29 protein-coding genes are annotated in these 23,977 nt (G+C 48.6%); 16 read left to right on the top strand and 13 right to left on the bottom strand.

Annotated elements, in window-relative coordinates; genetic code table 11:
* Position 1 precedes the first annotated feature (1 nt).
* Complete coding sequence (locus WDN47_01425; GenBank protein MEJ0021221.1) at positions 2 to 466, top strand: HIT family protein; 465 nt, start codon at positions 2 to 4, stop codon at positions 464 to 466.
* A 48-nt stretch (positions 467 to 514) separates the two neighbouring features.
* Here WDN47_01425 and WDN47_01420 read toward each other — a convergent pair whose 3' ends face one another.
* The gene (locus WDN47_01420; protein MEJ0021220.1) at positions 515 to 2,023 is read right to left on the bottom strand and encodes a glycosyltransferase family 39 protein; all 1,509 of its coding nucleotides are present in this window, start codon (positions 2,021 to 2,023) and stop codon (positions 515 to 517) included.
* Positions 2,020 to 3,606 (bottom strand): glycosyltransferase family 39 protein, encoded by a 1,587-nt coding sequence (locus tag WDN47_01415; protein MEJ0021219.1) that lies wholly within the window; start codon positions 3,604 to 3,606, stop codon positions 2,020 to 2,022. The genes WDN47_01420 and WDN47_01415 overlap by 4 nt, the downstream gene beginning before the upstream one ends.
* 13 nt (positions 3,607 to 3,619) lie before the next feature.
* On the opposite strand from WDN47_01415, the gene WDN47_01410 reads away from it, so the two are divergent.
* The 9 genes from WDN47_01410 (at position 3,620) to WDN47_01370 (ending at position 10,723) form a co-directional block, all read left to right on the top strand.
* Complete coding sequence (locus WDN47_01410) at positions 3,620 to 4,000, top strand: hypothetical protein (GenBank protein MEJ0021218.1); 381 nt, start codon at positions 3,620 to 3,622, stop codon at positions 3,998 to 4,000.
* A 3-nt stretch (positions 4,001 to 4,003) separates the two neighbouring features.
* Positions 4,004 to 5,647, top strand: a complete 1,644-nt coding sequence (locus tag WDN47_01405; GenBank protein MEJ0021217.1) for a glycosyltransferase family 2 protein — start codon at positions 4,004 to 4,006, stop codon at positions 5,645 to 5,647.
* Positions 5,648 to 5,658: 11 nt separating this feature from the next.
* Positions 5,659 to 6,729: an MraY family glycosyltransferase gene (locus tag WDN47_01400; protein ID MEJ0021216.1), complete on the top strand. Its 1,071-nt coding sequence runs from the start codon at positions 5,659 to 5,661 to the stop codon at positions 6,727 to 6,729.
* On the top strand, positions 6,726 to 7,187 hold the full coding sequence (locus WDN47_01395) for a DUF192 domain-containing protein (protein MEJ0021215.1): 462 nt from the start codon (positions 6,726 to 6,728) through the stop codon (positions 7,185 to 7,187). Before WDN47_01400 ends, WDN47_01395 begins: the two co-directional genes overlap by 4 nt.
* A 166-nt stretch (positions 7,188 to 7,353) precedes the next feature.
* Positions 7,354 to 7,896, top strand: coding sequence for a hypothetical protein (locus tag WDN47_01390; GenBank protein MEJ0021214.1), 543 nt, complete (start codon positions 7,354 to 7,356; stop codon positions 7,894 to 7,896).
* 93 nt (positions 7,897 to 7,989) lie between these two features.
* Positions 7,990 to 8,472, top strand: a complete 483-nt coding sequence (locus tag WDN47_01385; GenBank protein ID MEJ0021213.1) for a hypothetical protein — start codon at positions 7,990 to 7,992, stop codon at positions 8,470 to 8,472.
* Between the two features lie 13 nt (positions 8,473 to 8,485).
* Positions 8,486 to 10,039, top strand: coding sequence for a hypothetical protein (locus tag WDN47_01380; protein ID MEJ0021212.1), 1,554 nt, complete (start codon positions 8,486 to 8,488; stop codon positions 10,037 to 10,039).
* Positions 10,040 to 10,102: 63 nt separating this feature from the next.
* Positions 10,103 to 10,411: a 50S ribosomal protein L21 gene (gene rplU, locus WDN47_01375; protein MEJ0021211.1), complete on the top strand. Its 309-nt coding sequence runs from the start codon at positions 10,103 to 10,105 to the stop codon at positions 10,409 to 10,411.
* Between the two features lie 81 nt (positions 10,412 to 10,492).
* Positions 10,493 to 10,723, top strand: coding sequence for a hypothetical protein (locus WDN47_01370; GenBank protein ID MEJ0021210.1), 231 nt, complete (start codon positions 10,493 to 10,495; stop codon positions 10,721 to 10,723).
* A gap of 317 nt (positions 10,724 to 11,040) precedes the next feature.
* Here the strand turns inward: WDN47_01370 and WDN47_01365 are convergent, their stop codons facing one another.
* The gene (locus WDN47_01365; GenBank protein ID MEJ0021209.1) at positions 11,041 to 11,586 is read right to left on the bottom strand and encodes a hypothetical protein; all 546 of its coding nucleotides are present in this window, start codon (positions 11,584 to 11,586) and stop codon (positions 11,041 to 11,043) included.
* The gene (gene recR, locus WDN47_01360) at positions 11,586 to 12,194 is read right to left on the bottom strand and encodes a recombination mediator RecR (protein MEJ0021208.1); all 609 of its coding nucleotides are present in this window, start codon (positions 12,192 to 12,194) and stop codon (positions 11,586 to 11,588) included. Before recR ends, WDN47_01365 begins: the two co-directional genes overlap by 1 nt.
* A 63-nt stretch (positions 12,195 to 12,257) precedes the next feature.
* Here recR and WDN47_01355 point away from each other — a divergent pair, with 63 nt between their 5' ends.
* Complete coding sequence (locus tag WDN47_01355; GenBank protein ID MEJ0021207.1) at positions 12,258 to 12,710, top strand: EVE domain-containing protein; 453 nt, start codon at positions 12,258 to 12,260, stop codon at positions 12,708 to 12,710.
* Positions 12,711 to 12,775: 65 nt separating this feature from the next.
* On the opposite strand, the gene WDN47_01350 is transcribed toward WDN47_01355, so the two are convergent.
* Genes WDN47_01350 through WDN47_01320 form a run of 7 tightly spaced genes read right to left on the bottom strand, consistent with a single transcriptional unit; the run spans position 12,776 to position 18,367 of the window.
* Positions 12,776 to 13,219 (bottom strand): hypothetical protein, encoded by a 444-nt coding sequence (locus WDN47_01350; GenBank protein MEJ0021206.1) that lies wholly within the window; start codon positions 13,217 to 13,219, stop codon positions 12,776 to 12,778.
* Between the two features lie 28 nt (positions 13,220 to 13,247).
* Entirely contained in the window at positions 13,248 to 14,486 is a 1,239-nt protein-coding gene (locus tag WDN47_01345) for an ABC transporter permease (GenBank protein MEJ0021205.1), read from the bottom strand.
* Complete coding sequence (locus WDN47_01340) at positions 14,476 to 15,195, bottom strand: ABC transporter ATP-binding protein (GenBank protein MEJ0021204.1); 720 nt, start codon at positions 15,193 to 15,195, stop codon at positions 14,476 to 14,478. Before WDN47_01340 ends, WDN47_01345 begins: the two co-directional genes overlap by 11 nt.
* Positions 15,192 to 16,901 carry an efflux RND transporter periplasmic adaptor subunit gene (locus WDN47_01335; protein MEJ0021203.1) on the bottom strand — a complete coding sequence of 570 codons (1,710 nt, stop codon included), beginning with the start codon at positions 16,899 to 16,901 and terminating at the stop codon, positions 15,192 to 15,194. Before WDN47_01335 ends, WDN47_01340 begins: the two co-directional genes overlap by 4 nt.
* Before the next feature lie 4 nt (positions 16,902 to 16,905).
* On the bottom strand, positions 16,906 to 17,361 hold the full coding sequence (locus WDN47_01330; GenBank protein ID MEJ0021202.1) for a DUF5666 domain-containing protein: 456 nt from the start codon (positions 17,359 to 17,361) through the stop codon (positions 16,906 to 16,908).
* A gap of 3 nt (positions 17,362 to 17,364) precedes the next feature.
* A complete protein-coding gene (locus WDN47_01325) occupies positions 17,365 to 17,742 on the bottom strand; it encodes a hypothetical protein (GenBank protein ID MEJ0021201.1) in 378 nt (125 codons plus the stop codon).
* A gap of 40 nt (positions 17,743 to 17,782) precedes the next feature.
* Positions 17,783 to 18,367 (bottom strand): RNA polymerase sigma factor, encoded by a 585-nt coding sequence (locus WDN47_01320; GenBank protein MEJ0021200.1) that lies wholly within the window; start codon positions 18,365 to 18,367, stop codon positions 17,783 to 17,785.
* Between the two features lie 104 nt (positions 18,368 to 18,471).
* Here WDN47_01320 and zwf point away from each other — a divergent pair, with 104 nt between their 5' ends.
* From zwf to WDN47_01305, 3 genes are read left to right on the top strand one after another with little or no spacing between them, the layout of a single operon-like run.
* The gene (gene zwf, locus WDN47_01315) at positions 18,472 to 20,799 is read left to right on the top strand and encodes a glucose-6-phosphate dehydrogenase (GenBank protein ID MEJ0021199.1); all 2,328 of its coding nucleotides are present in this window, start codon (positions 18,472 to 18,474) and stop codon (positions 20,797 to 20,799) included.
* A gap of 34 nt (positions 20,800 to 20,833) precedes the next feature.
* Positions 20,834 to 21,160 carry a hypothetical protein gene (locus tag WDN47_01310; protein MEJ0021198.1) on the top strand — a complete coding sequence of 109 codons (327 nt, stop codon included), beginning with the start codon at positions 20,834 to 20,836 and terminating at the stop codon, positions 21,158 to 21,160.
* Positions 21,161 to 21,197: 37 nt separating this feature from the next.
* Positions 21,198 to 21,425, top strand: a complete 228-nt coding sequence (locus WDN47_01305; protein MEJ0021197.1) for a hypothetical protein — start codon at positions 21,198 to 21,200, stop codon at positions 21,423 to 21,425.
* A gap of 34 nt (positions 21,426 to 21,459) precedes the next feature.
* Here the strand turns inward: WDN47_01305 and WDN47_01300 are convergent, their stop codons facing one another.
* Both WDN47_01300 and dnaB read right to left on the bottom strand, forming a co-directional pair.
* The gene (locus tag WDN47_01300; protein MEJ0021196.1) at positions 21,460 to 21,675 is read right to left on the bottom strand and encodes a DUF5668 domain-containing protein; all 216 of its coding nucleotides are present in this window, start codon (positions 21,673 to 21,675) and stop codon (positions 21,460 to 21,462) included.
* A 48-nt stretch (positions 21,676 to 21,723) separates the two neighbouring features.
* Positions 21,724 to 23,139, bottom strand: coding sequence for a replicative DNA helicase (gene dnaB / locus WDN47_01295; protein ID MEJ0021195.1), 1,416 nt, complete (start codon positions 23,137 to 23,139; stop codon positions 21,724 to 21,726).
* Positions 23,140 to 23,344: 205 nt separating this feature from the next.
* Here dnaB and WDN47_01290 point away from each other — a divergent pair, with 205 nt between their 5' ends.
* Both WDN47_01290 and WDN47_01285 read left to right on the top strand, forming a co-directional pair.
* On the top strand, positions 23,345 to 23,758 hold the full coding sequence (locus tag WDN47_01290; protein ID MEJ0021194.1) for a hypothetical protein: 414 nt from the start codon (positions 23,345 to 23,347) through the stop codon (positions 23,756 to 23,758).
* A 9-nt stretch (positions 23,759 to 23,767) separates the two neighbouring features.
* Complete coding sequence (locus WDN47_01285) at positions 23,768 to 23,962, top strand: hypothetical protein (GenBank protein ID MEJ0021193.1); 195 nt, start codon at positions 23,768 to 23,770, stop codon at positions 23,960 to 23,962.
* The last annotated feature ends 15 nt before the right edge of the window (positions 23,963 to 23,977 follow it).

Raw genomic sequence — 23,977 nt, 5'->3', positions numbered from 1 at the left:
TATGTATAATCACGAACCTGAAAATTATATTTGCCCCCTCTGCCAAATTGCAACCGGCACGAATACGGAACATGGTAATCAGGAAGAAAGCGTGATTTTTAGAGATGATCGCATCACAGTTTTTATTGCAGGTAAATGGTGGCGATCAAACCCCGGTCATGTAATAATCATTCCTAATCGGCATATAGAGAATATTTTTGATATGCCGGAAGAAACCGGGCATTATATTTTTGACTTTTCAAAAAAAGTCGCAATGGCTCTCAAGAAAGAATATGATTGTGACGGAGTTTCGACAAGACAACACAATGAGCCGGCCGGCAATCAAGACGTATGGCATTATCATTTGCACATTTTTCCGAGATATACCGGGGATAATCTATATCTCAACCACAAAGAGACCTATTGGCCAACTATGGGAGAAAAGAAGCCTTATGCAGATAAGTTAAGGCCACATTTGATGAATTAGTAAGATAACTGCAGAATTTGTTTTATAAAGTCTTATTATGGTATTAGTTTAATTCACCGTATACTCGGTGACATAGATATCGCCTTTGAAGCCCGGGGTGTCGCCGAAGATCTTTTCGTCAATTTTCTGCCAGGTTCCCGGAACATTGGGTTTGGACCCGCCAAAGCCGGTAGTCCATAAAAGCCATACCAAATCGCCTTTTTTGGCTTGGCCAAAGTCCAGAATCAGATCATCTTCATTGAGCAGGGCAGTGCCGGAAAAATGCGGCAGATCCTTGAGGTGCAGTGTGGAGTAAAGCAGAGGATGGATAGGGGTATGATTATAATATTTGAATGTAAAATAAATAAAGCTGGAGCCGACATAGATTTTATCCGTAGGTTTTGCGTTCTCATTGACCACGGCTGAGGCTGCAGCCATGCCCGGCTTGTCCTTGATCGGCCCTAAATCGCGCCAGTTTTTAAAGAAAATTATCAGGCTGAATACGGCAAACAACAGAGTCAATGTCCGCCTCGTGGTATATTTGGGAACCAAAAACAGGGTCGCAGCGATCAGGATCGTAAAAAACAGTGAAGCGAATACAAAGTAGCGGTCCTGATAGATAGCCTGCTTGAATGACAGCAAAAGAGACGCAATAAACGGTACGGCAACCGAAAGCACGATCAGCCATCTGACCGGCGGCTTGGTTTCGCGGAAGAAATAGATAATAACCGCCACAGCAACCAGGGTCGTAATTATCAAAGTGATATGGTCATTGCCTTGCCCGCCAAAAGCCATTTTCCAGATCGTACCGGGGATGCTCCAGCGGTCCGGGGCCGGGATCCAGAAAGCTTTTTCCACTCTTTTGATCTGCACCAGCAAAGTGGGTATCCAGGGAGCAAAGATCAGAAGACTTAATAAATAACTGCCCAAGCCTTTGGCGGTCAGGCTGTCTCGGTTAAAATTGAATGTAAATCTTTTTTGCTGCCACAGATAATAGAGGAAATATAATCCCTGGGCGGCAACTGAGAAGAATAAATAATAGTGGGTATAAAAACAAGCCGAAACGCATACTGCATACGCGATCCAAACCGAAGTTTTATTGGAATTAAGCGCTCGGACCAAAAGATAGGACGACAGGAGTATCAAAAACGTTCCCAGGGTGTACATGCGCGCTTCCAGCGAGTACTGGATCTGAAAAGGATTGATGGCCAGGAACAAGGCCGCGAGAATTGCTAGTTTTTCGTTCTTGAACGCTTCTTTTACAAACAGATATCCGGCGTAGACAGTCAGAACACCGAATAAAATTGACAGCGAGCGCAAGGACAGTAGCCCTGAGCCGAAAATATAGCCCCATAGTCTTAAGACCCAATAATACAGAGGCGGATGAACATCCAGCGTGATGCGGTACATCATTTCCTTGAACGGATAACGGATATACAGCGCGGAAAAAGCTTCGTCATGCCAGAGAGCCACCGCCGTATTGTTATAGAAACGCAACAAGGCACCGAGGATCAGGATCGGGGTCAGCCAAACCGTAGGATTGGAATATTTGATATTGTTGACGAGGGGTTTTTTCATGGCTGTTGATAGACCAGCATGATGGTTTGTCCGAATTGGTTGCTGTCTATCCTGGCCAACCTGGCGTTAGGATGGAACTGAACGAATTTGGTGGCGTCAGGCAGAGTGCTTTGGGTAAACACGACCTGGTCACCCCGTTTCAGGCTGACTTTATAAGTACTGGCCGGGTCAACCAGAATGTAAGGCTGGTTTTGGTCGGTCGTCAGGTAGTCCGTGGTCTGCACTGAATAAGGATCCAAAGAAAGATAAGTCTGATCCTTGAGGTTTCGGTGGTTGAGGTAATTGCTGACCACGGTCAGGTCCGAGCGGAAGGCATAATAATAATCCGGGGAGGTGGCGGCAACGCCGAAATACAAAGCAAAATTATAAATAAGTATCGTAAAGATAAAAATTCCTGCAACCAGAAATTTTTCGGCTTCAAGGTATTTTCCATCCGGTCCGCTGGGCATTTTTTCCCACAACCAGTTGACGCCCCAGGCGGAAAGTATGAAGATCACAGGCATCACGCCGGTCAGCCTCAGGCCATGGGGGATCCCTTCAGCCGTGGTGATCTCAGGCACGAGCATGAACCAGAACCAAAATGCCAGCAGAGCCTGGTAAGCGGTGTTGACCTCGATCTTTTGGCGCCAAGCCTGCCACAGGAGGCGGAAGATCGCGATAGTGAAAATAATCACCGCCAGGGCAAAGAACGGGCTGATCAGAGGCGTTAAGAAAGGAAAACCCGAGACATTTTGCCGCCAGTTCAGATCTCCGTTAGTAAAAAAGCTGAGGATGGTTTTTTTGAAAACGTCGATCACAGTCCCGATCAGGTCGCCCTGATTCAAAGTTTTGTTAAAAACCGAAACTTCGCCGGCGCGGCCTACAAAACTTTTTGGGTGCTGGATAAAATAAACCGCGATCCAGGAGATGGTGATGAGGAAGGCCGCGCCAAACGTCAGTTTGTATTTTTTATAGTTCTTATAGATCTCGCGCCACCGGCTGCGGTATCCCAAAAACAGCAAAAACAGGAATCCTACGACCAGAGGCAGCATCATGCGGAATGAAGTGTAAGTGTAAAATCCCAAGCCAAAAAAAATACCCGCCCACGCAGCTGACCAGTATTTCGTTTTGCTGTCTTTTGCCTGAAAGAATCTAACCAGAAACAGCAGTGTTAGTGTGGCCAACAGCGGCACCGTGGTTGCCCGAAACGCCGTGCGCGTGACTGTAACCGCATAACTTGAGACTGCCATAAAAAAAGCGGAAAGCAGCGCTACGCGCTTTCCGAACAGCCTTTTTGCCAAAAGATAGCAGGCGATGACCGCCGCAAATCCGAATGCGGCTGAGACGATGTGGAACTGCCAGACGCCGCGGCCGAACAGCAGAACTGACAATGCCTCAAAATAAAAAAACAGCGCTTCACGGCCGTTGCCCCGTTCGTAAAAAGGCTGAATATGCCCATGGAACATAGAATTGATGTCCAGGCCGTTCGCCGCTTCGTCAGGGAATAAGCCTCCGGGAAGATGGTTGATCTGCCAAAAACGGAAGAACAATGCCAGAGCTAAAATGCACAGCAAAATCCAGTTGTTTTTTATGAAGTTTTTCATTATAATCTAAAGGATGTTTGTTGCAAAGTTAAATGAGGTTTTATCCTCAAAAAAGTCTTTTTTAGCCGACCCTCTGAATTACGTCAGTTTGGGGATTGCCGGCCTTTTAAATATTATACATTGGCTGATATTGTTCAGCAAGATTAAGCCTTCAAAAACTCAGATATTGCTTCATTACAATGTAGTTTTAGGACCGGATCTGATTTCCAAAAGCCAATACATCTATTGGATCCCGTTGCTGGCTTTAATTTTACTTTTGATCAACGCTTCAGTGGCCAGCATTTTTTATAAAAAGGAAAAATTAGCCGCTTATTTTTTGAACATTTCTTCCATTGCCGTCCAATTGATCTTTTTGGTCGCCAGCGCTGTCTTGATCATCGCAAATGCCCAGTAAATAATGACCCGAAAAACCGCTTTAAACCGTTTTCTGGAAATTTTCCCCGGGGTTCTGACCTGGGCAACTTTGTTGGGCGCGCCCATCCTGGCTTTCTACCATCCGGTCTGGATCTCGGTCTATATCATTCTGTTCGATCTTTACTGGTTCCTCAAAGGCGCAAATGTGGCTTTGCATCTGATGCATTCGTATTATGAACTAAAAATACACAAACAGATCGATTGGTTTGACTGGATCAAACGCTTGAAAGAAACGGCAACTTTCCGATCCTATCTGGCCCGATTGGCGGACAATGAGCCGAAACGCCGTTTGCGCAACCTATACCGTCAGCAGATCGATTGTCTGGAAACCCTTCCGCAAAGCCGCAATTTGGACTGGACAAGGATCATTCATTTGGTGATTTTGGCAACTTATAACGAGAGTTTTGAAGTTCTCGACAGTTCGATCTCTTCTTATGCAAAGGCTGATTATGATCATTCCAAGATTATTTTTGTTCTGGCCACCGAAGAGCGGGCCGGAGCCGAAGCGGAACTCAAAGCCCAAAAACTTTACGAAAAATACCATCAAAGTTTTTTTAAGTTCCTGATCTCCAAACATCCGGACGGCATTGAAGGTGAGGCGAAGGTCAAAGGCGCAAATATCACGTATGCGGCCAGGCTTGCGCAAAAAATGCTCGATGAACTTGCTGTCCGGTATGAAGACGTCATCATTTCCGCTTTTGACTCGGATACCACCATCTCGCCGAGTTATTTTGCGCATTTAACTTATGATTTTTTGACCTGCGCCAAGCCATTGCGGTCAAGCTATCAGCCGATGCCCATGTACCACAACAATATCTGGGACACTCCCGCTATTGCCAGGGTCATTGCGACTTCTTCCTCGTTCTGGCAGCTGGTGGAAGCATCGCGGCCCGACAGGCTGATCACTTTTTCTTCGCATGCCATGAGTTTTAAAACTCTGGTCGATGTCGGGTTTTGGCGTACGGATATCATCCCGGACGATTCCCATATTTTCTGGCAGTGCTTCCTGCACTTTAACGGCGATTACAGGAGCAGGCCTCTATTTTCCGTGGTCTCCATGGACGCGGTGCTGAGTGATAGTTATCTTGGAACATTGGTCGCGCAGTATAAGCAGAAGCGCCGGTGGGCCTGGGGCTGCACCGAGATCCCCATGGTTTTTCCGGAACTTATAAAAAATAAAAAAATTCCGCTTTGGAAAAAACTGGTTTGGGGCGAACGTTTGATAGAAGGCCATTACTTTTGGGCCACGGCTTCGATAATGATCGCGGTCTTAGGATGGCTGCCCCTGGTATTTGGCGGAGACAGGTTCGGGACCACGGTACTGGCCTTAAATCTGCCGGTACTGACCCGCGCTATCATGAGCATTGCAACTTTTTTCCTGATCTTTTCCATGTACGTCAGCTTGGTTCTGCTGCCGCCGAGGCCAAAAGGGGTCAGCTGGTGGAAGTCGCTTTCCATGATCTGGCAATGGATCTTCAGTCCGATCGTCTCGTCAGTGTTCGGGTCCATGCCGGCAATTGACGCCCAAACCAGGATGATGTTCGGCAAATACATGGAATTTTATGTCACGCCGAAGATCCGCAAACATGAAGTGCATTTAACCGATCCGAGCCCGATACGGAATTAAATTTAATTTGCATGAGACTGCTTTATTTTGCTTCATTCGCCTTGGCTTTTGTTATCTCCTTTTTGGGGACTTTTTTGATTTTGCGCATCGCTGTCCGCAAACGCATTTTGGACATTCCTGATTCTGAGCGCCGGTTCCACAAGCAGGCTACGCCGACCCTGGGAGGAATTGCGGTATTCGGCAGTTTCTTTTTGGTGACTTTGGGAGTTGGGATATTCGGCAGACATCTGTTGAACGGCAATATTCCCATCAGGCAGATTTTCGCGCTCTGGTCAGGAGGAGCTATTCTGATGATCGGCGGGTATCTGGATGATAGATATCGCATGACCGCGAAATATTCGGTTGTTTTTCCCATCCTGGCGAGTTTGGTGATCGTGCTATCCGGGATCAGCGCGGTCAGCGTTCATAATCCCTTTACTGGCTCCACAATACTGCTTGATAATCTCAAGCTGTTTGGCCTGCCTTTAGTGTCCGGCGTTGTCGTATTTTTTTGGACCATGACCATGACGTACACGACCAAGCTTTTGGACGGCCTGGACGGCCTGGTCACGGGAATTTCCGCCATCGCCGCCCTGATCTTATTCGGGTTATCGCTGACGCCGCAGGTCATGCAGCCCCAGACCGCACTGCTGGCCGTGACGTTTGCCGGCAGTCTTTTCGGATTTTTGATATTGAATTTTTACCCGGCAAAGATCTTTCTGGGCGAGGGCGGTTCCACATTCGCAGGCTTTATGCTGGCTGTGCTGGCGATCGTGTCCGGAGGCAAAATCGCCACAGCTTTGCTGGTCATGGGCATCCCGCTTTTGGATATGGCGTGGGTAATTTTGCAGCGGCTGGTATCCGGACAATCGCCGTTCATCGGCGATCGCAAGCATTTGCATTTCAAACTGTCTGAGATCGGACTTTCCGAACCCCAGGCCGTGATACTTTTATATGCTTTGACGGCAATTTTCGGCGTATCGGCCCTGTTTTTGCAATCGCGCGGCAAACTAATCGCCTTGATCATTTTGATCCTGGTAATGCTGGCGATCATCACTTCGATATACAATGTATACAGACAAAAAAGGAGCCGAGAACCATGAAGATCAAAATTTTTTTGATTTTTGTCCCGCTGATATTTTTGGCGGCGGGCTGCACTCAAAAAGCGCCTGAGACTAAAATTTCTTTTGGAACTGGATCTGTGACGATCAACGGGCACAAATTGAATGTTCAGATCGCTGAGACTCCACAAGCTCAGGAAAAGGGGCTGGGAGGAAGAAATTCTTTGGCTGAAAATGACGCCATGCTATTTGTTTTTCCAGAGGTTGGACGCATGGGATTTTGGATGAAAGATACTTTGATCCCTCTAGATTTCATTTGGATCAGAGAGGGCAAGATCGTGGAAATTACTCCAAACGTTCCGACTGAACCAAATGTGCCCGACGCATCTCTGCGGACTTACGCGCCGGAGGAATCGATCGATTCCACGATCGAGGTCAATGCCGGCTGGACGGCTAAGAATAATATTAAGGTCGGGGACGAAGTTACTGTCATCCGATAGAGTTGAAATATAGGCATTTGATTTGGTTATAATCAGCCCTTTTTAAAAAAACTCTTGACAAACGCATTGTTAAATAGTAAAATCTTGAGTTACCATAGTGGTAACGGAACGTGAACCAATAGGCCCTTAAAAGGCCGGTAATTGATAACAAAAAGGGGAGGACAACATGCGCAACACCCTGCGTCTTTTCGCAGCGGCACTTGTATGCGCTGGTCTTCCGATGACCGGCGCCTGCAACCACTCGTCGCCGACGAGTCCGTCCACACAAACCCCGCCCCCTGCTGATGCTCACTCGGTTCCGATCCCGGGAACCACACAGACGTTCTACTGGTGGATCTCCGCCATCAATCCGGGCAGGTACGCTCAGCTTGTCATGGGCCAACCCTATGACATTGAGCTTCGATGCAGCGCCCCGGACGGCTACCGATTTCTCATTCTGACCGCCTTCACTAACGGTCCCGACACGCCCCCGATTGCCGGCGCAATAGGCACTGGCACAGAGGGAGGCACGAACCAATGTGCCTACACCTTGGGTATGGGCGGGGCAAACGGTACGGTCAATGCAGCGACGCCGAATTTGCCGTACTTTCGCTATTCAGTATGGCTCAAGCCCGGAAACGATCCGTTTCTTGGTCCAGGCACACCGAGACCGACGGCGGACCCGGCGATCGTGAATGACGAACAGATCGGCTGGCAGAGGCCGCAGTAATGCGCTTTTGGCTGACTCAACTTGAGCCAGCCTTTTTCTTTGTCTTAAAACAGGTTTTCATGTTATAGTCTACCATACAAGAGCATAAGGAATATGAATAAAAAAGCTTTGAGAATATTAGTAGTTTTACTTATCGTACTATTGTTATTCGTTTTATTTTTAAAGGATCGTTTAAAACAAATCGCGGTTCAGCAAACACCAATCACCGCAACTGATGATTATCTGATGTCAGGTGATATCCAGAAAGTAGAAGGCAGTTTGATCACTGTTAAAGGATCGATCCGGTCAACCAAGCCCGGAGATGATCGGACGGATAGCAGGGTCATTCAATTCTCCATAAGCCCACAGACCACAATTGAGAAGATCGCACTGATCGCTCCTGCTGATGTAAAATCCGGTGTCGGGTTTTATCCTGAGACAAAAGTTGTAGCAGGTTCGATGTCGGACCTGAAAGCCGGAACCAGAATAATGAAGATCCAAACCAAAGAAGATCTGTTTAACACAAATAAGGCAGTTGCCACGGACATCAACTATGCGTCTTTGGAATTTCCTTCGGGATTCCTACCCGAACAATAAATCTATATTATTATTGTTTCTGCTTCTTTTGGCAGGAAGCTGTTTTGCATACTTTCATAAAGCCCAGGCATTCTCTTGTTCCAATACCGGAAGCAGTTTTGTCACGTGTGGCCCTGATTACTATCAACCGGGCTTTCCCAATCATATTAATCCGGGCAGCGGCTCAGTGAGTTATTCTGTCAGCGGCGGGGCTCAAGGTCAAGGTTATTTTACGGTTTGCGCCTGGGCAGAATACGTTGGTGAGACTACAGGGGACTATCAAACATGGTGTCAGGTGGATCAGTGGAATAATCGCGGATTCTATGCCAATAGCATGGGCGTACCGGGAAATGCTAATTTTGATACGATTCAATTTTTTTCTCCCGCACTTAACACAGTTCAATGGAATGGGAGCATAAGCGCAAGCAGTTCCTGTTTTTTTAGTTGTTATAGTCAAGCTTCTTATTACTCCCAATCCTCCTACTATTCCCAATCGTCATACTATGCGACTCCATACTCCGAACCGCAATACTATCGCTGGAGCGGGTCATGCGGTTGTATTCCGGCTGGCAGCGAATGCACCATCGGCAATACCACAAACTGTACAGTCAATTCGAACTGTAGCGGTCTTCCTGCGTGCTATTCCCAGGCAGCATACTATTCCCAATCATCCTACTACAGTCAATCGGCATACTATAGTCAGTCAGCCTACTACGCCCAATCAGCATACTACTCTCAAGCAACCTATTATAGTCAGGCAACCTACTACTCCCAGGCAGCATATGTAGTAGCTCCCACAGCCCCGACCCTGACCAAAGTGGATAATATCAATACCGATGCTTCGGTGCCCTGTTCTAAGCTGAAAGTAACCTGGACTGATAACTCCGGCAATGAAACCGGCTTCATAGTCCTGCGATCAACCACATCAGGCTCAGGGTATGCCAATATCTCAGGCAACCTGCCTGCCCAGAGCGGCACAGGCACCTTTGGCACTTACCTGGATACCCCTCCTTCCACCGGAGTGACCTATTTCTATGTGGTCCAGGCCTTCAATGCCGGGGGCAACAGCCAGTCAAACGAGAAGAGCATCATGAACGTTGTCTGTTCTGCCAACTTTGCCAATACAACGAAGTTTGTCAGTAAGGTCAACGGCAACCCCTATAGTCCCAGCACTTCAGTCAATAACGGGGATACCCTGACCTACCAGATCACCCTGGTCAATTCCGGCCCTTCTGCAGCCACGGTCAACTACATCTGCGACACTGTCTCTTCCAACCTGACCAATCTTAGGAACCTGACGGTTACAGGCCCGGGCTCTGTTAATGGGGGACTGACAGCCAACAGCCCTACCTGCTCCGGTAATTACCTGTTTAACATCTCAGGCAACAAGGATGTGACCAATAACTGGATCATTACCTATGATGCCAATGTCAGCACCGCATCCGCCGATATCCAGGAAGTGGTGACCAATACCTTTACCATCCATTACACTGATTCTTCAGCCAAAAGCTTCTCAGGCTCAGCCCCGAACATCATTGTCAATTCCTCCACAGGCAAGACCCCGATCATCAGGGAAGTCGGGCCGTAGAAGGGAATGCTTGACCGATTTAACAATTTTTGCTAAATTAACATGTAGTGATTAATGAATTTTATGCAAGCAGTAATAGAAACAGGCGGCAAGCAGTACCTGGTTGCGCCGAAAGACCGCGTAACAATTGAAAAACTCGATGTTCAGCAGGGCGACACTGTGAGTTTTGATAAAGTTTTGCTGGTCGCGGATGATTCAAATGTAAATTTGGGCAAGCCATACCTTTCAGGCGCCAAAGTCACAGGCAAGGTTTTGTCACAGGGCCGCGGCGAAAAATTAGTGGTTTTCAAATACCGCGCCAAATCCCGCTACCGCAGGAAACAAGGACACCGGCAGGCGGAAACAGTGGTTGAGATAGAATCTATAGCTTAGAAACAAGAAAAAACCGCGCAATAGTTTTTGCGGTTTCTTTTTGTTTGTAGGCTCTCTGTTCAGGATTCTTAAGGAGGTTTTGTGAAAATTGATCCCGATGTCCGGCCGCTTGAACACCCGAGCGCTGTGCTTGAGCGTTCCTTGATTGAGGCGTTTCTGGTCGAACACGGACACGACCCGCAGGTCCTATACTCCCGCACTGACGCTGAAGCCCGTGCCATTTTGACCGAGGCGGCCAAACACGCGGCAGGGCGGCTCGCCGAAGTCGATTGCCGGGCGCATTATGCGCGTGATATCCACGGTGTGAAGTAACTCTCGTCCTATGTTGCGAGGAGGAAATTCGTGATACTGCGGTTCAGGAATTCCTTCCTTAGTTTTGAAACCGGGGTCCGCACCTGGTTGACTACTCACAAATTGTCTCTGTTTGCAAGTAAGCGGACCTTGAGAATAATCATTTTGACGTACTTACTGTTAGATATTCTCAAGTACGCGTACTTGTACAGACTGACACTCTGGCTAAAAATCTGGCTTACAAAGCTCCTGTAATTTGGAGCTTTTTCTTTTAAATAAAATCCCCGCTACAGCCTGAAGCTTGGGCGGGGAGTGAAAATAATTTAATTCAGGTGCCTTTAGGATCTTGACTTATCATCATCATTTTCGTCTTTTTCCTCTTTCATGAGTTGGTCAAAATATTTTTCTATTTCATTTTTTTTCAGCTCTTCGCGGAACTCTACAGTTTCTTTGACCATGTCCCTGCTGACTATAGCGATGTCTCCCTCAGATCGCAGTTTTATCAGCCTATCTTCAGCCAGCTCTTTTTGAAAGTCCAACCATTTTAAGAATGCTGCCGTGTTGTCCGGGTAATCGGCGGTAACATATGCTTTCAACAGAAAGCTTGCGTCCGGCAGAGTTGAGAAAGCTTCCGGATTACTTCGTTTTCTTAATTTATTCCCGTCTCGTATGTAGTTTTTAATAACTAACGGATCAGCCAAAATTTGGCGATTTATCTCATTGATTCCAAAGGCAGCCTCAAAGAACTTCCGTGTAATTTCTGCGGCTTGCTCAGCAGATATATGCTGTTTCAGCTCTTGTTCTATCCTTGCAGCCTCCGATTCAATTTTTTGAAGTTCGGTTATTTCCGGCTCTTCTTCAAAACGATTTTCATTTTCCGGCATTAGTACTCCCTTCTGCCTTCTAAGGCTTTGCTTAATGTGTACTCGTCCGCATATTCCAGGTCTGCGCCGGACGGAAGACCCCGGGCCAGTCTGGTTACTTTTATTTGCGCAAATTGGGGCTGTTTCAGCTGTTTGGCCAGGTACATGGCAGTCGCTTCGCCTTCCATTGATGGATTGGTGGCCAGGATAATTTCTTTTTCGCCGGGTTCTGATAACCGCTTGAGCAGTTCCCCGATCTTAAGATCATCAGGCCCTACTCCGTCAAGCGGAGAAATAACTCCGCCCAGCACATGATACACCCCGTTGAAGTCGGAAATCTGATCCATGGCCACGACATCAAGCGCGTCTTCCACGACGCAGATAAGGTTTTGATCGCGCTTGTTGTCGATGCAGATCTTGCACGGGTCAGACTCGGTCATGTTAAAACATATCGAGCAGAAGATTATATCTTTTTGCAGATTGGCTACGGCCTGGGCAAAACTTTGCAGATCCATGTTCGGATTTTTCAGCAAATAAAAAGTCAGGCGCGAAGCGGTCTTCGGCCCGATGCCGGGAAGTTTGGAAAATTCGTTGATAAGATTTTGAATTGATTTCGGGAGTATGGACATAAGCTAATAAATCTTAATCAAATTGCCTTGAAAAAGCAAGCTTAAAACTGTTATCATCTAAATATGAACTATTGGTTAATGAAATCTGAGCCTGAGAGCTATTCGATCGAGGATCTGTTGCGGGACAAAACAACGACCTGGAACAGCATTCGGAATTACCGTGCCCGGAACATCATGCGGGACGAGATGAAGTCCGGCGATTTGTTTTTGTTTTATCATTCGGGCGATCAGAAAGGCGTTGTTGGAACCGGCAAGATTTTAGAGCCGAATTTACCGGACATCACGGCTTTGGATAAAAATGACGATTACTATGATCCGAAAGCAAGCAAAGAAAAAAATCCATGGATAGCGCCGAAAGTTGCATTTGTCGGCAAGTTCAAACGCTTGGTCACTTTGGGGCAGATCAAGGCAAATAAAAGACTTAAGGATATGATACTGCTGAAAATCCCGCGCCTCTCGGTCCAGCCGGTGACGAAGGAAGAGTTTGAGATGATTGAGAAATTAGGAGGTGAATAAATTTAGGGATTTGGTCAGATATTGAAAAAACGCCAATTTTCATTGGCGTTTTTTCTTATAATAATTTACTGAGCCGGTGCCGGTTGAGTTGTCATTGCCGGCCGGATCTGGATCATCTGAGCGGTGAGGCTTCCGTCGGAGTTGGCTGTGCCTGTGACAACCACGTTTTCGCCCTGGGTCAGATCATCCGGCGTGCCGGAAGCTGATTTGGCGATCTGGGTTGAAGCTCCCAGGAAAACGATCTTTGACCCGCCGTCCATGGTCTTTATAGTGATGCTTTTGTCATCTTTGGAAACTATCTGACCGCCCGTAAATCCTCCGCCTGCCGTTCCGCCGGCTCCGCCCCGCGCACCCCGGGCTCCACCGCCTGCCCCAAACCCGGCTCCGGCAACGCGCTGTTGGCGCATTTGCGCCGTTTTACCTTGAGCATACTTCATTCCTCCAAAAAATCCTCCTGCTGCGAACACGATTGCGACCGCGACCACAGTAATAGTATGTTTTTTGTCCATAAAATTTATTTAATTATTGACTAGTTAATTATTCAAATCTTAAAGCTTCAATTGGGTTCAGCTTTGAAGCTTTTTGCGCCGGGTAGTAGCCGAAGACCACGCCAATTGCAGCCGAGACGCCGAAAGCCAGCAGAACCGATGACGAGGTGATCTTGGAGGGGATGCCGGCAAAGTGGGTCGCAGCGATCGAGGCCAGCCAGCCGGCGACCACGCCGATCAAACCGCCCAAAAAAGTCAGCATGATCGCTTCCATCAGGAATTGCAGATTGATATCCTGACGGGTTGCGCCGATTGCTTTGCGCAGGCCGATCTCCCGCGTCCGCTCAGTCACGGTCGTCAGCATCATGTTCATGATGCCGATGCCGCCGACAACCAGGGAAATGCCGGCAATGGAAGCTAAAAGGATCGTAAACGTGCCGGTGACCGAGGATGCGGCCGAGACAATGTCAGCCTGGTTCTGGACCTGGAAATCAGCCTGGGCCGGATTGCCGATCTGGTGGAGGGAAAGCAAATCGTCAGTTGTTTCCTGCTGTACCGTGGTCATGACGTCAGGGCTCTGAGCCGAGATACCAATGGTAGTGACATAATCTTTTCCGTCCGCATTGGGCCCGACCAGGTAATGCTGGGCAACTGATATCGGAATGAAAATAATATCATCCTGGTTAAAAAATCCGCTGCCGCCCTTGCTTGCGGTAACTCCGATGACATTGAAAACAACGGAATTTATCCGGATGGTCTGGCCCACGGCATCAGCTCCAACGCCGAACAGATCGTCCCGGGTCGTGGGACCCAAGACCGCGACTTTGGCCAAATTTGTAACTTGTTGGTCAGTAATAAATGACCCGCCATCAATATTCACATTTCGCACAGTAGTATAATTGCTGCTGGTGCCGACGACCTGGGTATTGGTATTGGTGCCTTTGGCCGTTACCTGGTAGCGTTTCGACAGTTCCGGTTCCACGGCTTTAGCATCAGTCAGGTTGCTCTGCAGATAGAGTTCGTCATCCATGGTCAGGGTCTCGGCGCTGCCGCGGCCAGTGGATACGGCGGCTCCTGCTCCTCTGGGAGCGCCCGGCGTGACTATGATCAGATTTGAGCCGATGGACTGGATGTTGGCCTGGATCGACCCCGCGGCACCTTGGCCGATTGAGATCAACGCTATCACGGAGCCGATGCCGATAATAATTCCAAGCATGGTCAGGCTGGACCTGACCTTGTTGACCGTCAAGGCGCTGTAGCTTTCATCAAATAGATCTCTAGTCTTCATGGATCTTGTTGGTATCTACTATTCTGCGGTTCAGATTAGTTTCGTCTTTCAAAATCTCGCCGTCACGGATATGAATGATGCGTGATGCGTGTTCGGCCACGTAAGGTTCGTGAGTAATCAGTACGATCGTATGGCCTTGCTCGTTCAACTTTTGAAATGTGTGAAGCACGATGTCGCCGGTCTTGGTATCCAAATTGCCCGTCGGTTCATCGGCCAGAAGAAGCGAAGGGTTATTTACAAGAGCCCTTGCAATGGCCACCCTTTGCATCTGTCCGCCGGAGAGCTGGTTTGATAAATGATAAAACCGCGATTCATCCAGACCCGCCTGTAAAGAGGCTTTTTTGGCCAGTTCATCGCGGTTCGTTTTATCGATCTCGGCGTAAACCAAAGGCAGAGCCACATTGCGGAGCACGGTGGCGCGGGGAAGCAGGTTGAACGACTGGAATACAAAACCTATTTTTTGCCGGCGGATGGCGGCCAGTTCGTCGTCAGACAGAGTCGAGACGTCCTTGCCGTCCAGGATATATTTTCCGTGCGTGGGCGTATCCAGCGCTCCAATGATGTGCATCAGAGTGGATTTGCCGGATCCCGACGGGCCCATGATCGCCACGAATTCGCCGTCTTTGATCGTGAAGGTTACGTCTTTTAAAACTTTAGTCTCGACATCGCCGTTGAAATAGGATTTATTGATATGATGGCATTCGATCATCGGCCGCCTCCGCCGCCGCCCCCGCCTGTAAAGGCGCCTCTGACCGCGCCGCCCCCGCCTCCCAGACCCGGGATGATCCCGCCGCCGGCCCTGGTTGTCGCGGTTGTGGTTTTGGCCGCGGAGTTGATGGTTTGTGTGACGACCATGTCGCCTTCGTTCAAACCGCTTGTGATCTCCGTGTCAGTATCATTGGAGATCCCGACTTGTACGGTTTTATTTTCCGGTTCGCCTTTGGAGTTCAGGACTTGGACGTAATCGCCGTTGGAATCTGATTTTACGGCGGAACTGGGCACTGCCACGATGTCAGTTTTGACATCCGTAATAATAGCGGCGGTGACGCTCATGCCGGGTTTGATCCGGGCATCCTGAGAATCAAAGCCGATTTTTACGTTATAAGTAACAACCCCCTGGCTTACCGTGCCGAGAGTATCCACCTGCGCGACGGTGCCGACAACATTCAGACTGTCGAGCGCGTCAAAGGTCAGGTTAACTTTCTGTCCCACCGAGACTTTAGCGGCATCGACTTCGTTCAGTGGCATGACAGCCAGTTTTTGGTTGGTGATGACCGTGGCAATGATCGTACTTGAGGTGACCTGGTCGCCCGGCTGGTTATTTAATTGTGCGACTTGGCCGTCGAACGGGGATTTAATGATGTTGTTGCTGTAATTTACATCCGCGTTCTGCAGCTGTGCTTGAGCTTGCGCGATCTGGGCTTTGGCCGACGCTACATCAGCCGAGGTCGGGGGAGCTGTTTTTGATTGCAGGGACAGCTGGGCCTGGGTCAGGGAATTTTGCGCCGAATTGATCGTATCCTGGGCGGATGCCAGGGCTTGAGTTTGATTTTGAAGCGCGGAGTTATAAGCAAAATTATTGTTCAGGTAACCGGACGATTTTGTGTTCGGAATATCAATTGTCCAAACCGTGGAAGCATTCAGGGTGCCGCTTGCATCAAACGTAATGAACAGCCCGTCTCCTATCGGCTGGGCAACGCCCCGCGTTATCAGATCACCGTCGCCAGAAAGTCCGGTGCTTTGATAACGCATCCCGGCGGGAACTTCAGATAAGCTCACGGTTATTTGGCTCGGGTCTTTCGCCGTATAATTCCCGGTGATCGTCACTGCCGCAGTGGTGTTGGCATCAGACGGATCCGGCTGCAGATCGGAATTCAGCAGGGCGCTATAGGCTTTATCCACGTTTTGCTGCTGGGTGGTGACGGTATTCGCATAATCTCTGTTCGCCTTGTCTAAGGCCTGCTGTGCCGTAGTTACCGCGAGCTGGGCAGTTTGCATATCCGTAGAAGTCAGCCCTGATATCAATTTATCGTAATTCGCCTGCGCGCTTTGCAATGATGCTTTGGCCTGGATCAGAGCGACTGAATTATTTTTTTGATCCACAGTGGCGATAACCTGGCCGGCCTTGACCTGGTCGCCTTGCTTGACATTGACCGTGACGAGCTCGGCTGCGACCTGGCCGGACCCGCCGGGTTTAAGGTCGATCCTGTTTTGAGCCGAAACCTGGCCTGTGCCGGAGACGGATACGGAGATCGTCGTTTTCGCCGCGGCTTTGGTAATGTACTGGACCGAACCTGCGGAAGCATGCGCTTTTTTATACCACTGGTATCCGCCAAAAGCCGCCACGACCAGGACAATGACCGTGATGACTTTATGAGCTTTTATATAAGTTAGGAATTTTTGAATAAATGTCATTGGTTTACATAGGAGCCTGGGGCATGACCCGGATCAGCTTGGCCAAAACCTGGCCTTCATCATCGGGAGAGCCTATCACGACTATGTTGTCATTAACTTTCAGATCCGTGATCTTCAGATTCGCCTGATTGTTCTTTATCGCGGTTTGCGCGTCAACAATAATATTCTGTTCAACACCGTTCCTGCCTTTGATCGTGATCGTATTGCCGTCAATTTTTATGATCTGGCCGTCCGGACCGTGGGCATTCATGAAATCGCGGTCCAAGTGAAAGGGCCCGCCGGGACCCGGCCGGCCTGCAAAATTAGGGTAATAATTGGTGCCCCAGTTATATGAAAAGCGTGCTTTCTCCAGCCCGACAAACATACCGGATGCGAAAACTATAATTAAAATGATCAGGGCAACAACCGCGGCAAAGCCCGTTTTAAAATTTTTAGATTTCAGGAATTCTTCAAAAGTCATATCTTATCTCGCGTTCAAGTGTTTAATTTTAAACAGCGAAGTAAACAATTTTATGCCGGTCAGCAATATGAATAAAAATACAGCTCCGACCAAAACCATGCTGAGCGCGGGCAAGGCTTCGGCCAAAGAAAGCAGATAGTCGGACATATGAGAAGACAGCAGGGTAAAATCTGTAGAGGTCAGTTTTAAGAGCTGCAAAAAACCTGTCTGATCGGCCTGGACAAAGAAATTCTTAAAGGCCATTACAAAAATCGCCAGAGAGATTGCAAACCCCAAGCCATATAAAAGCAGCCTTCTTTTTAGCACCAGAAGGGTTTGCTCTAGCTCGATTTGATTTTTAATGCGCCCGTAAAGCTGGGGCGAAGGAGTAAGCTGTTGCATGGTTTCGTACCATTTCTACGAGCAACCCCTATCAAATGGTTCAATTTTTGGGCAAATCGCGCCTCAAATAGGCCAGAGCCCGGCGATGGCGGGTTTTTATTGTATTGATGGATTGTTTCAGCAGGCCGGCGATCTCCCGAAAGTTCAGCTGATCGTCGTAATAAAGTGTGATGACCTGGCGGTAAATATCCGGCAATTTATCGACTGCGTGGCCTATTATTTTCGCATCCTGGATCTTGGCCAAAGCTTCGTCCGGCAGTGTTTCGTAAGACACCAAACTTTGCTCAAAAGCCTCTCCTTCATTTTCACCATTGAGAGCGGAGAACGGAACAAGGCCCCGTTTTTTCAGATGGTCGAGCGCCGTGTTTTTGGCGATCGTAAACAGCCAGGTTTTAAATTTATACTGGCGTTTGAAAGTATCTATTTTTTTCCAGGCCTTAACAAAGGCCTCCTGGGTCACGTCTTCGGCGTCCTGCGTCGTATGGACATATTTGAAAACAAAATTATACGTCTGGCTCAGATATTTCTGGATCAGGAGATCCAGGGCATGCGAGTCGCCGTTCAGGTAATTTTCCACCAAATGTTCGTCAGTCGGATTTTGTGTTGGTTCTTTTAGGATATTCATGCTTTTTTGAGTATACAGCAGCTTTCTGGGTTTGTAAATATATAACGAATGCAGGCGTTAAATTGTTTCATTTTTCCTGCCAAAATATGCTAATATGTCCTCATATGCCAAATTTAAAGAAAAATAAGCAGGCGACAGTACTTGTTGTATTCGGCGCAACCGGGGATCTGATGGAGAGAAAACTGACCCCCGCCATCTATTATTTGTTCAAGCAAAAAAATCTGCCGCCGGGATTTTCTGTGGTGGGTTTTTCCAGGCGCGATTGGTCGGATGAGGATTTCCGGGCACATCTGCGAAGTTCGCTTAAAAAGCATTACCCTTCCGGCTTGGACAGAAAGCTTAATAAGTTTTTGCAGTTGTTCACCTACCATCAGGGCCAGCTGGAAGATCCGGAGGCGTATCAAAGGCTGAGCGTGCGCTTAGGCAGACTCGACCGGAAACTGAAGATCCACAGCAATAAATTATTTTACCTGGCTATCCCGCCGCATTTTAATGACAACTTGTTCCACCAGCTGTCCGCGTCAGGCCTGACCGATAAAGGCAAGCTGGGCTGGACCCGCGTCTTGGTGGAAAAGCCGTTCGGCAAAGACCTGACGCATGCGCAAAAATTGGATAAACTTCTGGCCAAGCTTTTTTCTGAAGATCAAGTTTATCGCATTGATCATTACCTGGCGAAAGAGGTTTTGCAGAATGTCATGGCCTTCCGGTTTTCCAACCACCTCCTGGAGGATATCTGGAACAATAAGTTCATTGAAAAAATTGAGATCAAATTGCTTGAACAGATCGATGTGCAGGGCCGCGGCGAATTTTACGACGGCGTCGGAGCGCTTCTGGATGTGGGCCAAAATCATTTATTGCAGATGCTGGCTTTGGTCACAATGGATGATCCTGGTGCGATGTCAGGCTCGGGGATCCGTTTGAAGCGTGCGGAAGTCATGGAAAATCTGCATATCCTCAGCGCGGATGAAATAAGAACCAATACTCTCCGCGCCCAGTACCGCGGATACAGGAAAGAAGCGGGGGTGGCACGCAGCTCCAACACCGAGACATATTTTAAGCTCAAAACTGAATTGGAAGGGAATCGTTTCAAAGGCGTGCCGATCTATATTGAATCAGGCAAGAATTTTCCGGAAAATGACAAGCAGATCATTGTGACTTTCAAAGGACAGGGTCTAAAAAACAGGATCTGTTTTAAGATCCAGCCTGTCGCCGGGATCGTGATCGAGTTTTGGTCAAAAAAACCGGGGACCGGCATGCAATTAGAGAAAAAAACTTTGGACTTTGCGTACGAAGCCGATCCGTCCCAGCGCTATTTGGCGGAATATGCGCGCCTGATCTCGGACGCGATAGTGGGAGACCAAACTTTGTTTGTTTCCAGCCGCGAGGCTCTTTCCGCCTGGAAGTTCATTGACCCGATCGTCAATGCTTGGCAGAAAAAACTTACACCGCTCAATTTTTACGGCAAGAACAATAAAATTTTAGAGAAATTCGGTATCGATGGTGTTCCGGCCGTCGCAGCTGGGCCAAAAAAACTGGCCATGATCGGCCTCGGAAAAATGGGGAAGAATCTGGTCCTGCAGATGATGGAAAAAGGATATCAGCTCACAAGCACGAATCACCATTCGCCGGAAGCGGTAAAAGAACTTTCTCAGAATCCCCAATTCACGGTAACGGAAAGTTACGGACAGTTATTGGCAGGCCTGCCGGAACAGCGGGTGGTCTGGCTCATGGTGCCGCATGCCAGTGTGGATGAGGTCTTGTTCGGGAAAAACGGCCTGTCCAAGCACTTGCGGCGCGGGGATATAATCATTGACGGCGGCAATTCTTTTTATAAAGATTCCATCCGCCGCGGCAAATTTCTGCAAAAACGGGGGATAGAATTTTTGGGCATCGGAGTTTCCGGCGGCCCCGGCGGGGCGCGCCGGGGAGCCTGCCTCATGATAGGCGGGAACCGCAAAACGTATTTGAAATTAGAATCTTTATTCAGAGGCATTTCAGTTTTTGGCGGATATAAGTTTTTTCCCGGGTACGGGTCCGGGCACTTTGTCAAAATGGTCCACAACGGCATTGAGTACGGCATGATGCAGTCCTTGGCCGAAGGGTTTGGCATCCTTAAAAAATCACCCTTCAAATTAAACTTGGTTGATGTCGCGGCCCTGTATAATCACGGCAGTGTGGTGGAGTCCCGTTTGGTCGGCTGGCTGAAGGACGCTTTCCTGATGCGCGGCCAGAATTTAAGAGGAATTACAGGCGTGGTCGGTTACACGGGAGAAGGCGAATGGACCGCCAAAACAGCCAAAGAATTAAAGATACCGGCGCAGATCATTGAACAATCATTCCGGTTCCGCGTAAAGTCAAAAAAGACCCAGAGTTTTGTAGGCAAGCTAGTGTCCAGCATGCGGGAACAATTCGGAGGGCATGCAGTGAAATAATCGCTCGGGTATTCGATAGTGAAAAGGAGGAGACATGAAGATTCTGATCGTTTGCCAGGTCAGGCAGCTTCAACAGCTTCCGATAGTTAACCCTGCTAAAATCAAGCTTTGGTGGGTACCCCGTGAGGATGTCATCGCTACGCTGTCGACCGAGGCCGGCGAAGATCGGCCGTTCGACGATGTCATCGTTTATGACGACGGCGATGTGGATTTTCTGGTCAAAGCCCTTTTCATTTTCGGTATTCAGCCATTGGTAGTTTGTGATCTCCAAGAAGGGCTCCGGGAGATTCTCCGGCAGCCAGTCGCTGCTTCATCTCGCTTCGGTACGCGTGCTTTATTCCCCGGCCCGCAATTCAACTAGACACTGGTTTTTTGAAAAAGAAACCCATGGAGGGTCGATGGGCAAGAAACGGCCGAACGGCACGAAGATCAATTCGGGGAAAAACCGAAAGCATCAGAGGATAGCGAGTTCAAAACCCGCCAAGTCGTTAAAGGGCAGACCTTCGCGAAGCCTGTTCGGTTGCCGCTTGAACGACTATGAACAGGAGCGTCTCAGGATGATGGAACAAGAGGATGACTCTCCGTATCCGGACGGCTATCTGGGCGAGGAGGGGGTTGGCAATTAAGTCGTATGGAAATTATTTCCAAGCACGGCTTTTTTTATTGTTCTTCGTCGTCCCGGCGTCCCCAGTAGCGGTTCATCATCCAGTGCTTGTAAGCGCGGCCCCGCTGGACTATGGAAATGAGCCAAAGCCCCAGCACGATCAGGATGACAGGGTAAAGAATAGACCAAACTGAGGCTGGCAAAACGATCAGACCCAGGTTTTTGAAGAGCAAAAGCGCCCCCAAAATCACCAAAAAAAGTCCTAAGAACATAATGTTTATGGTTAAATATTTGAAGTTATTATAGCAGAACCGGCCGGCTTATTCCATTATCTGGTTCATCATGGCTTCTTCCATGGAGGGCGGTTGTTTGGCCAGGTTCTTGAAACTTGTTTTTTCCTGATCAAAGAACAGTTCAATGTCGCCGGTCGGGCCATTGCGGTGCTTGCGGATGAGGATCTCCGCAATATGCGGCTTGCGCGATTCTTTACCGGTGTACATCTCATCGCGGTAAATGAACATAACCACGTCCGCATCCTGCTCAATGGACCCTGATTCGCGAAGGTCGGAGAGTTGCGGTTTTTTGTCCCCGCCGCGCTGTTCCACTGCGCGGGATAATTGGGATAAGGCCAAAACAGGCAGATTTAATTCTTTGGCCAGTATTTTTAGCGAGCGGGAAATTTCCGACACTTCCTGCACGCGGTTTTCCGTATTGCGGCCCTGCATCAATTGCAAATAATCCACCACGATCAGGTCCAGCTCATGCTCTGATTGGAGTCTTCTGGCTTTGGTGCGCAATTCCATGATATTGACCGCACCGGAATCGTCTATAAATATCGGCGCTTCAGATAATCTGCCCAAAGCATGTCCGATCCTTTCAAAATCATTGTCAGGCCCGAGATCATTGAGCTTGCCGGTGCGCATTTTCCACAGGTCCACATCAGCTTCCGCAGCAAGCAGGCGGTCGACCAATTGGTCCTTGCTCATTTCAAGCGAAAAAATTCCCACCGCCTTATGTTCATTCATGGCCACATGCCGGACAAAATCCAGAGCCAGCGAAGTTTTGCCCATGGACGGGCGGGCGGCCAGAATGATCAGATCGGATTTTTGCAGGCCGCCTAATTTATTGTCCAGGTCCGCAAAGCCGGTGGACACGCCGCGCAGTTTGCCTTTTTCGCGGTGCAGTTCGTCAATGCGGTCAAATGTCTCGTGGAGGATCTCGGACAGCGCCACAAAGTTCTGTTTGAGGTATTTTTGCGAAACGGAAAAAAGTTTCTGTTCAGCCTGGTCAAGCAGGCTTTCCAGGTCAATCTCTTCCTGATAACCCAATCCCACGATATCAGTGGCGGAAGAGATCAACCTCCGCAGCGTTCCTTTGCGCCGGACAATGTTGGCATAGTGGACAACGTGAGCCGCAGAAGGCACGGAATTGACCAAGGTGGTGAGGTAAGAAATTCCGCCGATTTTTTCCAGAGAATGACCTTCTTCCAGAACATTGGAGACCGTCAGAATATCAATGGACGCGCGCTCGTCATAAAGCCTGATGATTCCCATGAAGATGATGCGGTGGCGATCGTCATAGAAATCATCGGCGCTGATGAGGTCGGCAATTTTGATGATCCCTTCGCGGTCAAGCAGAAGAGAACCCAATACCGACTGCTCGGCTTCCAGGTTTTGCGGCGGAATGCGGTTGATGAAATTCTCAGAAGGCTTGGTTTCAGCCTGTTTTTTTGGCATTTTTGTCGTTTAAAGAGGTAATCTATTATAAGTTTATACAAATGCTTCCCGCAAGGGTGTGGACACTGGGGACAATGTTGATAACAAAAAAAAACGGCAAAATTTGCCGCCAAAGTCATTATAAGCCCAAGTTTCAGCTTTGACAAATCAATTTAATTTTGTCTAAAATTGTGTATCATACCGCTATATTCTGTGAGGAGGAACAATGACAGGGCCAAAATTTGAGCTCTGCAATACTTGCCGCAAGCATGGCCGGATCGTGGGCGCTGATGGATTCTATTCGTGTGAGGTCTGGTCTCAGGTCTACGGCCGTTATATGGTCGAGGTTGGCATCCAGCAGGACACGCTCAAATCCACGGACGCCCATGAGCTCTTCCGCCAGATCAAGCAGTCAGGATTGCCGCTTCGGGATGAGGATGTGGATGAAGCGACCAGGCAGTTGGTGATCAAGTGGAATATGGCGCGAGCGCAAATGCCGAATCAGAATACCAACCCGGACGAAATTCACTTCACTCTAGAGATGGCTGAAAAGCTTGTTCGTGAGTTGCGGACAATGGGTCCGGGACTCAAGATCATTGATCTGCGCAATTACAAACCGCAGCGGCAGAAATCCAATTAAGGAGAACCTATGCCATACGACGGCAAGGGATGCCCGAGCGATGAGGACCTCGGCCGGCTGGTCCGCGACGTGATGGGCGAACAGGAGCGCCAATCCACGGCTTTGCATCTCATGGTTTGCGAAGTCTGCGAGAGAAAAATCAAAACCCTGCGAAGGCTGACTTCACAGAGGACTATAACCTACGGTACGAACAGAGGGATGTAACGTACGGGACGAATT

The organism is Candidatus Doudnabacteria bacterium (genome assembly GCA_037200925.1).
GTDB lineage: Bacteria > Patescibacteriota > Doudnabacteria > UBA920 > O2-02-FULL-48-8 > JBDTSL01.
Note: the sequence above shows the minus strand (reverse complement) of the source record. Positions and strands in the feature narration are given on the sequence as shown.

Bases quoted from the DNA above. Each gene is read 5' to 3' on its own strand.
- WDN47_01425 (MEJ0021221.1), top strand. From the start codon at position 2: ATGTATAATCACGAACCTGAAAATTATATTTGCCCCCTCTGCCAAATT.
- WDN47_01420 (MEJ0021220.1), bottom strand. From the start codon at position 2,023: ATGAAAAAACCCCTCGTCAACAATATCAAATATTCCAATCCTACGGTT.
- WDN47_01415 (MEJ0021219.1), bottom strand. From the start codon at position 3,606: ATGAAAAACTTCATAAAAAACAACTGGATTTTGCTGTGCATTTTAGCT.
- WDN47_01410 (MEJ0021218.1), top strand. From the start codon at position 3,620: ATGTTTGTTGCAAAGTTAAATGAGGTTTTATCCTCAAAAAAGTCTTTT.
- WDN47_01405 (MEJ0021217.1), top strand. From the start codon at position 4,004: ATGACCCGAAAAACCGCTTTAAACCGTTTTCTGGAAATTTTCCCCGGG.
- WDN47_01400 (MEJ0021216.1), top strand. From the start codon at position 5,659: ATGAGACTGCTTTATTTTGCTTCATTCGCCTTGGCTTTTGTTATCTCC.
- WDN47_01395 (MEJ0021215.1), top strand. From the start codon at position 6,726: ATGAAGATCAAAATTTTTTTGATTTTTGTCCCGCTGATATTTTTGGCG.
- WDN47_01390 (MEJ0021214.1), top strand. From the start codon at position 7,354: ATGCGCAACACCCTGCGTCTTTTCGCAGCGGCACTTGTATGCGCTGGT.
- WDN47_01385 (MEJ0021213.1), top strand. From the start codon at position 7,990: ATGAATAAAAAAGCTTTGAGAATATTAGTAGTTTTACTTATCGTACTA.
- rplU (MEJ0021211.1), top strand. From the start codon at position 10,103: ATGCAAGCAGTAATAGAAACAGGCGGCAAGCAGTACCTGGTTGCGCCG.
- WDN47_01365 (MEJ0021209.1), bottom strand. From the start codon at position 11,586: ATGCCGGAAAATGAAAATCGTTTTGAAGAAGAGCCGGAAATAACCGAA.
- recR (MEJ0021208.1), bottom strand. From the start codon at position 12,194: ATGTCCATACTCCCGAAATCAATTCAAAATCTTATCAACGAATTTTCC.
- WDN47_01355 (MEJ0021207.1), top strand. From the start codon at position 12,258: ATGAACTATTGGTTAATGAAATCTGAGCCTGAGAGCTATTCGATCGAG.
- WDN47_01350 (MEJ0021206.1), bottom strand. From the start codon at position 13,219: ATGGACAAAAAACATACTATTACTGTGGTCGCGGTCGCAATCGTGTTC.
- WDN47_01345 (MEJ0021205.1), bottom strand. From the start codon at position 14,486: ATGAAGACTAGAGATCTATTTGATGAAAGCTACAGCGCCTTGACGGTC.
- WDN47_01340 (MEJ0021204.1), bottom strand. From the start codon at position 15,195: ATGATCGAATGCCATCATATCAATAAATCCTATTTCAACGGCGATGTC.
- WDN47_01335 (MEJ0021203.1), bottom strand. From the start codon at position 16,901: ATGACATTTATTCAAAAATTCCTAACTTATATAAAAGCTCATAAAGTC.
- WDN47_01330 (MEJ0021202.1), bottom strand. From the start codon at position 17,361: ATGACTTTTGAAGAATTCCTGAAATCTAAAAATTTTAAAACGGGCTTT.
- WDN47_01325 (MEJ0021201.1), bottom strand. From the start codon at position 17,742: ATGCAACAGCTTACTCCTTCGCCCCAGCTTTACGGGCGCATTAAAAAT.
- WDN47_01320 (MEJ0021200.1), bottom strand. From the start codon at position 18,367: ATGAATATCCTAAAAGAACCAACACAAAATCCGACTGACGAACATTTG.
- zwf (MEJ0021199.1), top strand. From the start codon at position 18,472: ATGCCAAATTTAAAGAAAAATAAGCAGGCGACAGTACTTGTTGTATTC.
- WDN47_01310 (MEJ0021198.1), top strand. From the start codon at position 20,834: ATGAAGATTCTGATCGTTTGCCAGGTCAGGCAGCTTCAACAGCTTCCG.
- WDN47_01305 (MEJ0021197.1), top strand. From the start codon at position 21,198: ATGGGCAAGAAACGGCCGAACGGCACGAAGATCAATTCGGGGAAAAAC.
- WDN47_01300 (MEJ0021196.1), bottom strand. From the start codon at position 21,675: ATGTTCTTAGGACTTTTTTTGGTGATTTTGGGGGCGCTTTTGCTCTTC.
- dnaB (MEJ0021195.1), bottom strand. From the start codon at position 23,139: ATGCCAAAAAAACAGGCTGAAACCAAGCCTTCTGAGAATTTCATCAAC.
- WDN47_01290 (MEJ0021194.1), top strand. From the start codon at position 23,345: ATGACAGGGCCAAAATTTGAGCTCTGCAATACTTGCCGCAAGCATGGC.
- WDN47_01285 (MEJ0021193.1), top strand. From the start codon at position 23,768: ATGCCATACGACGGCAAGGGATGCCCGAGCGATGAGGACCTCGGCCGG.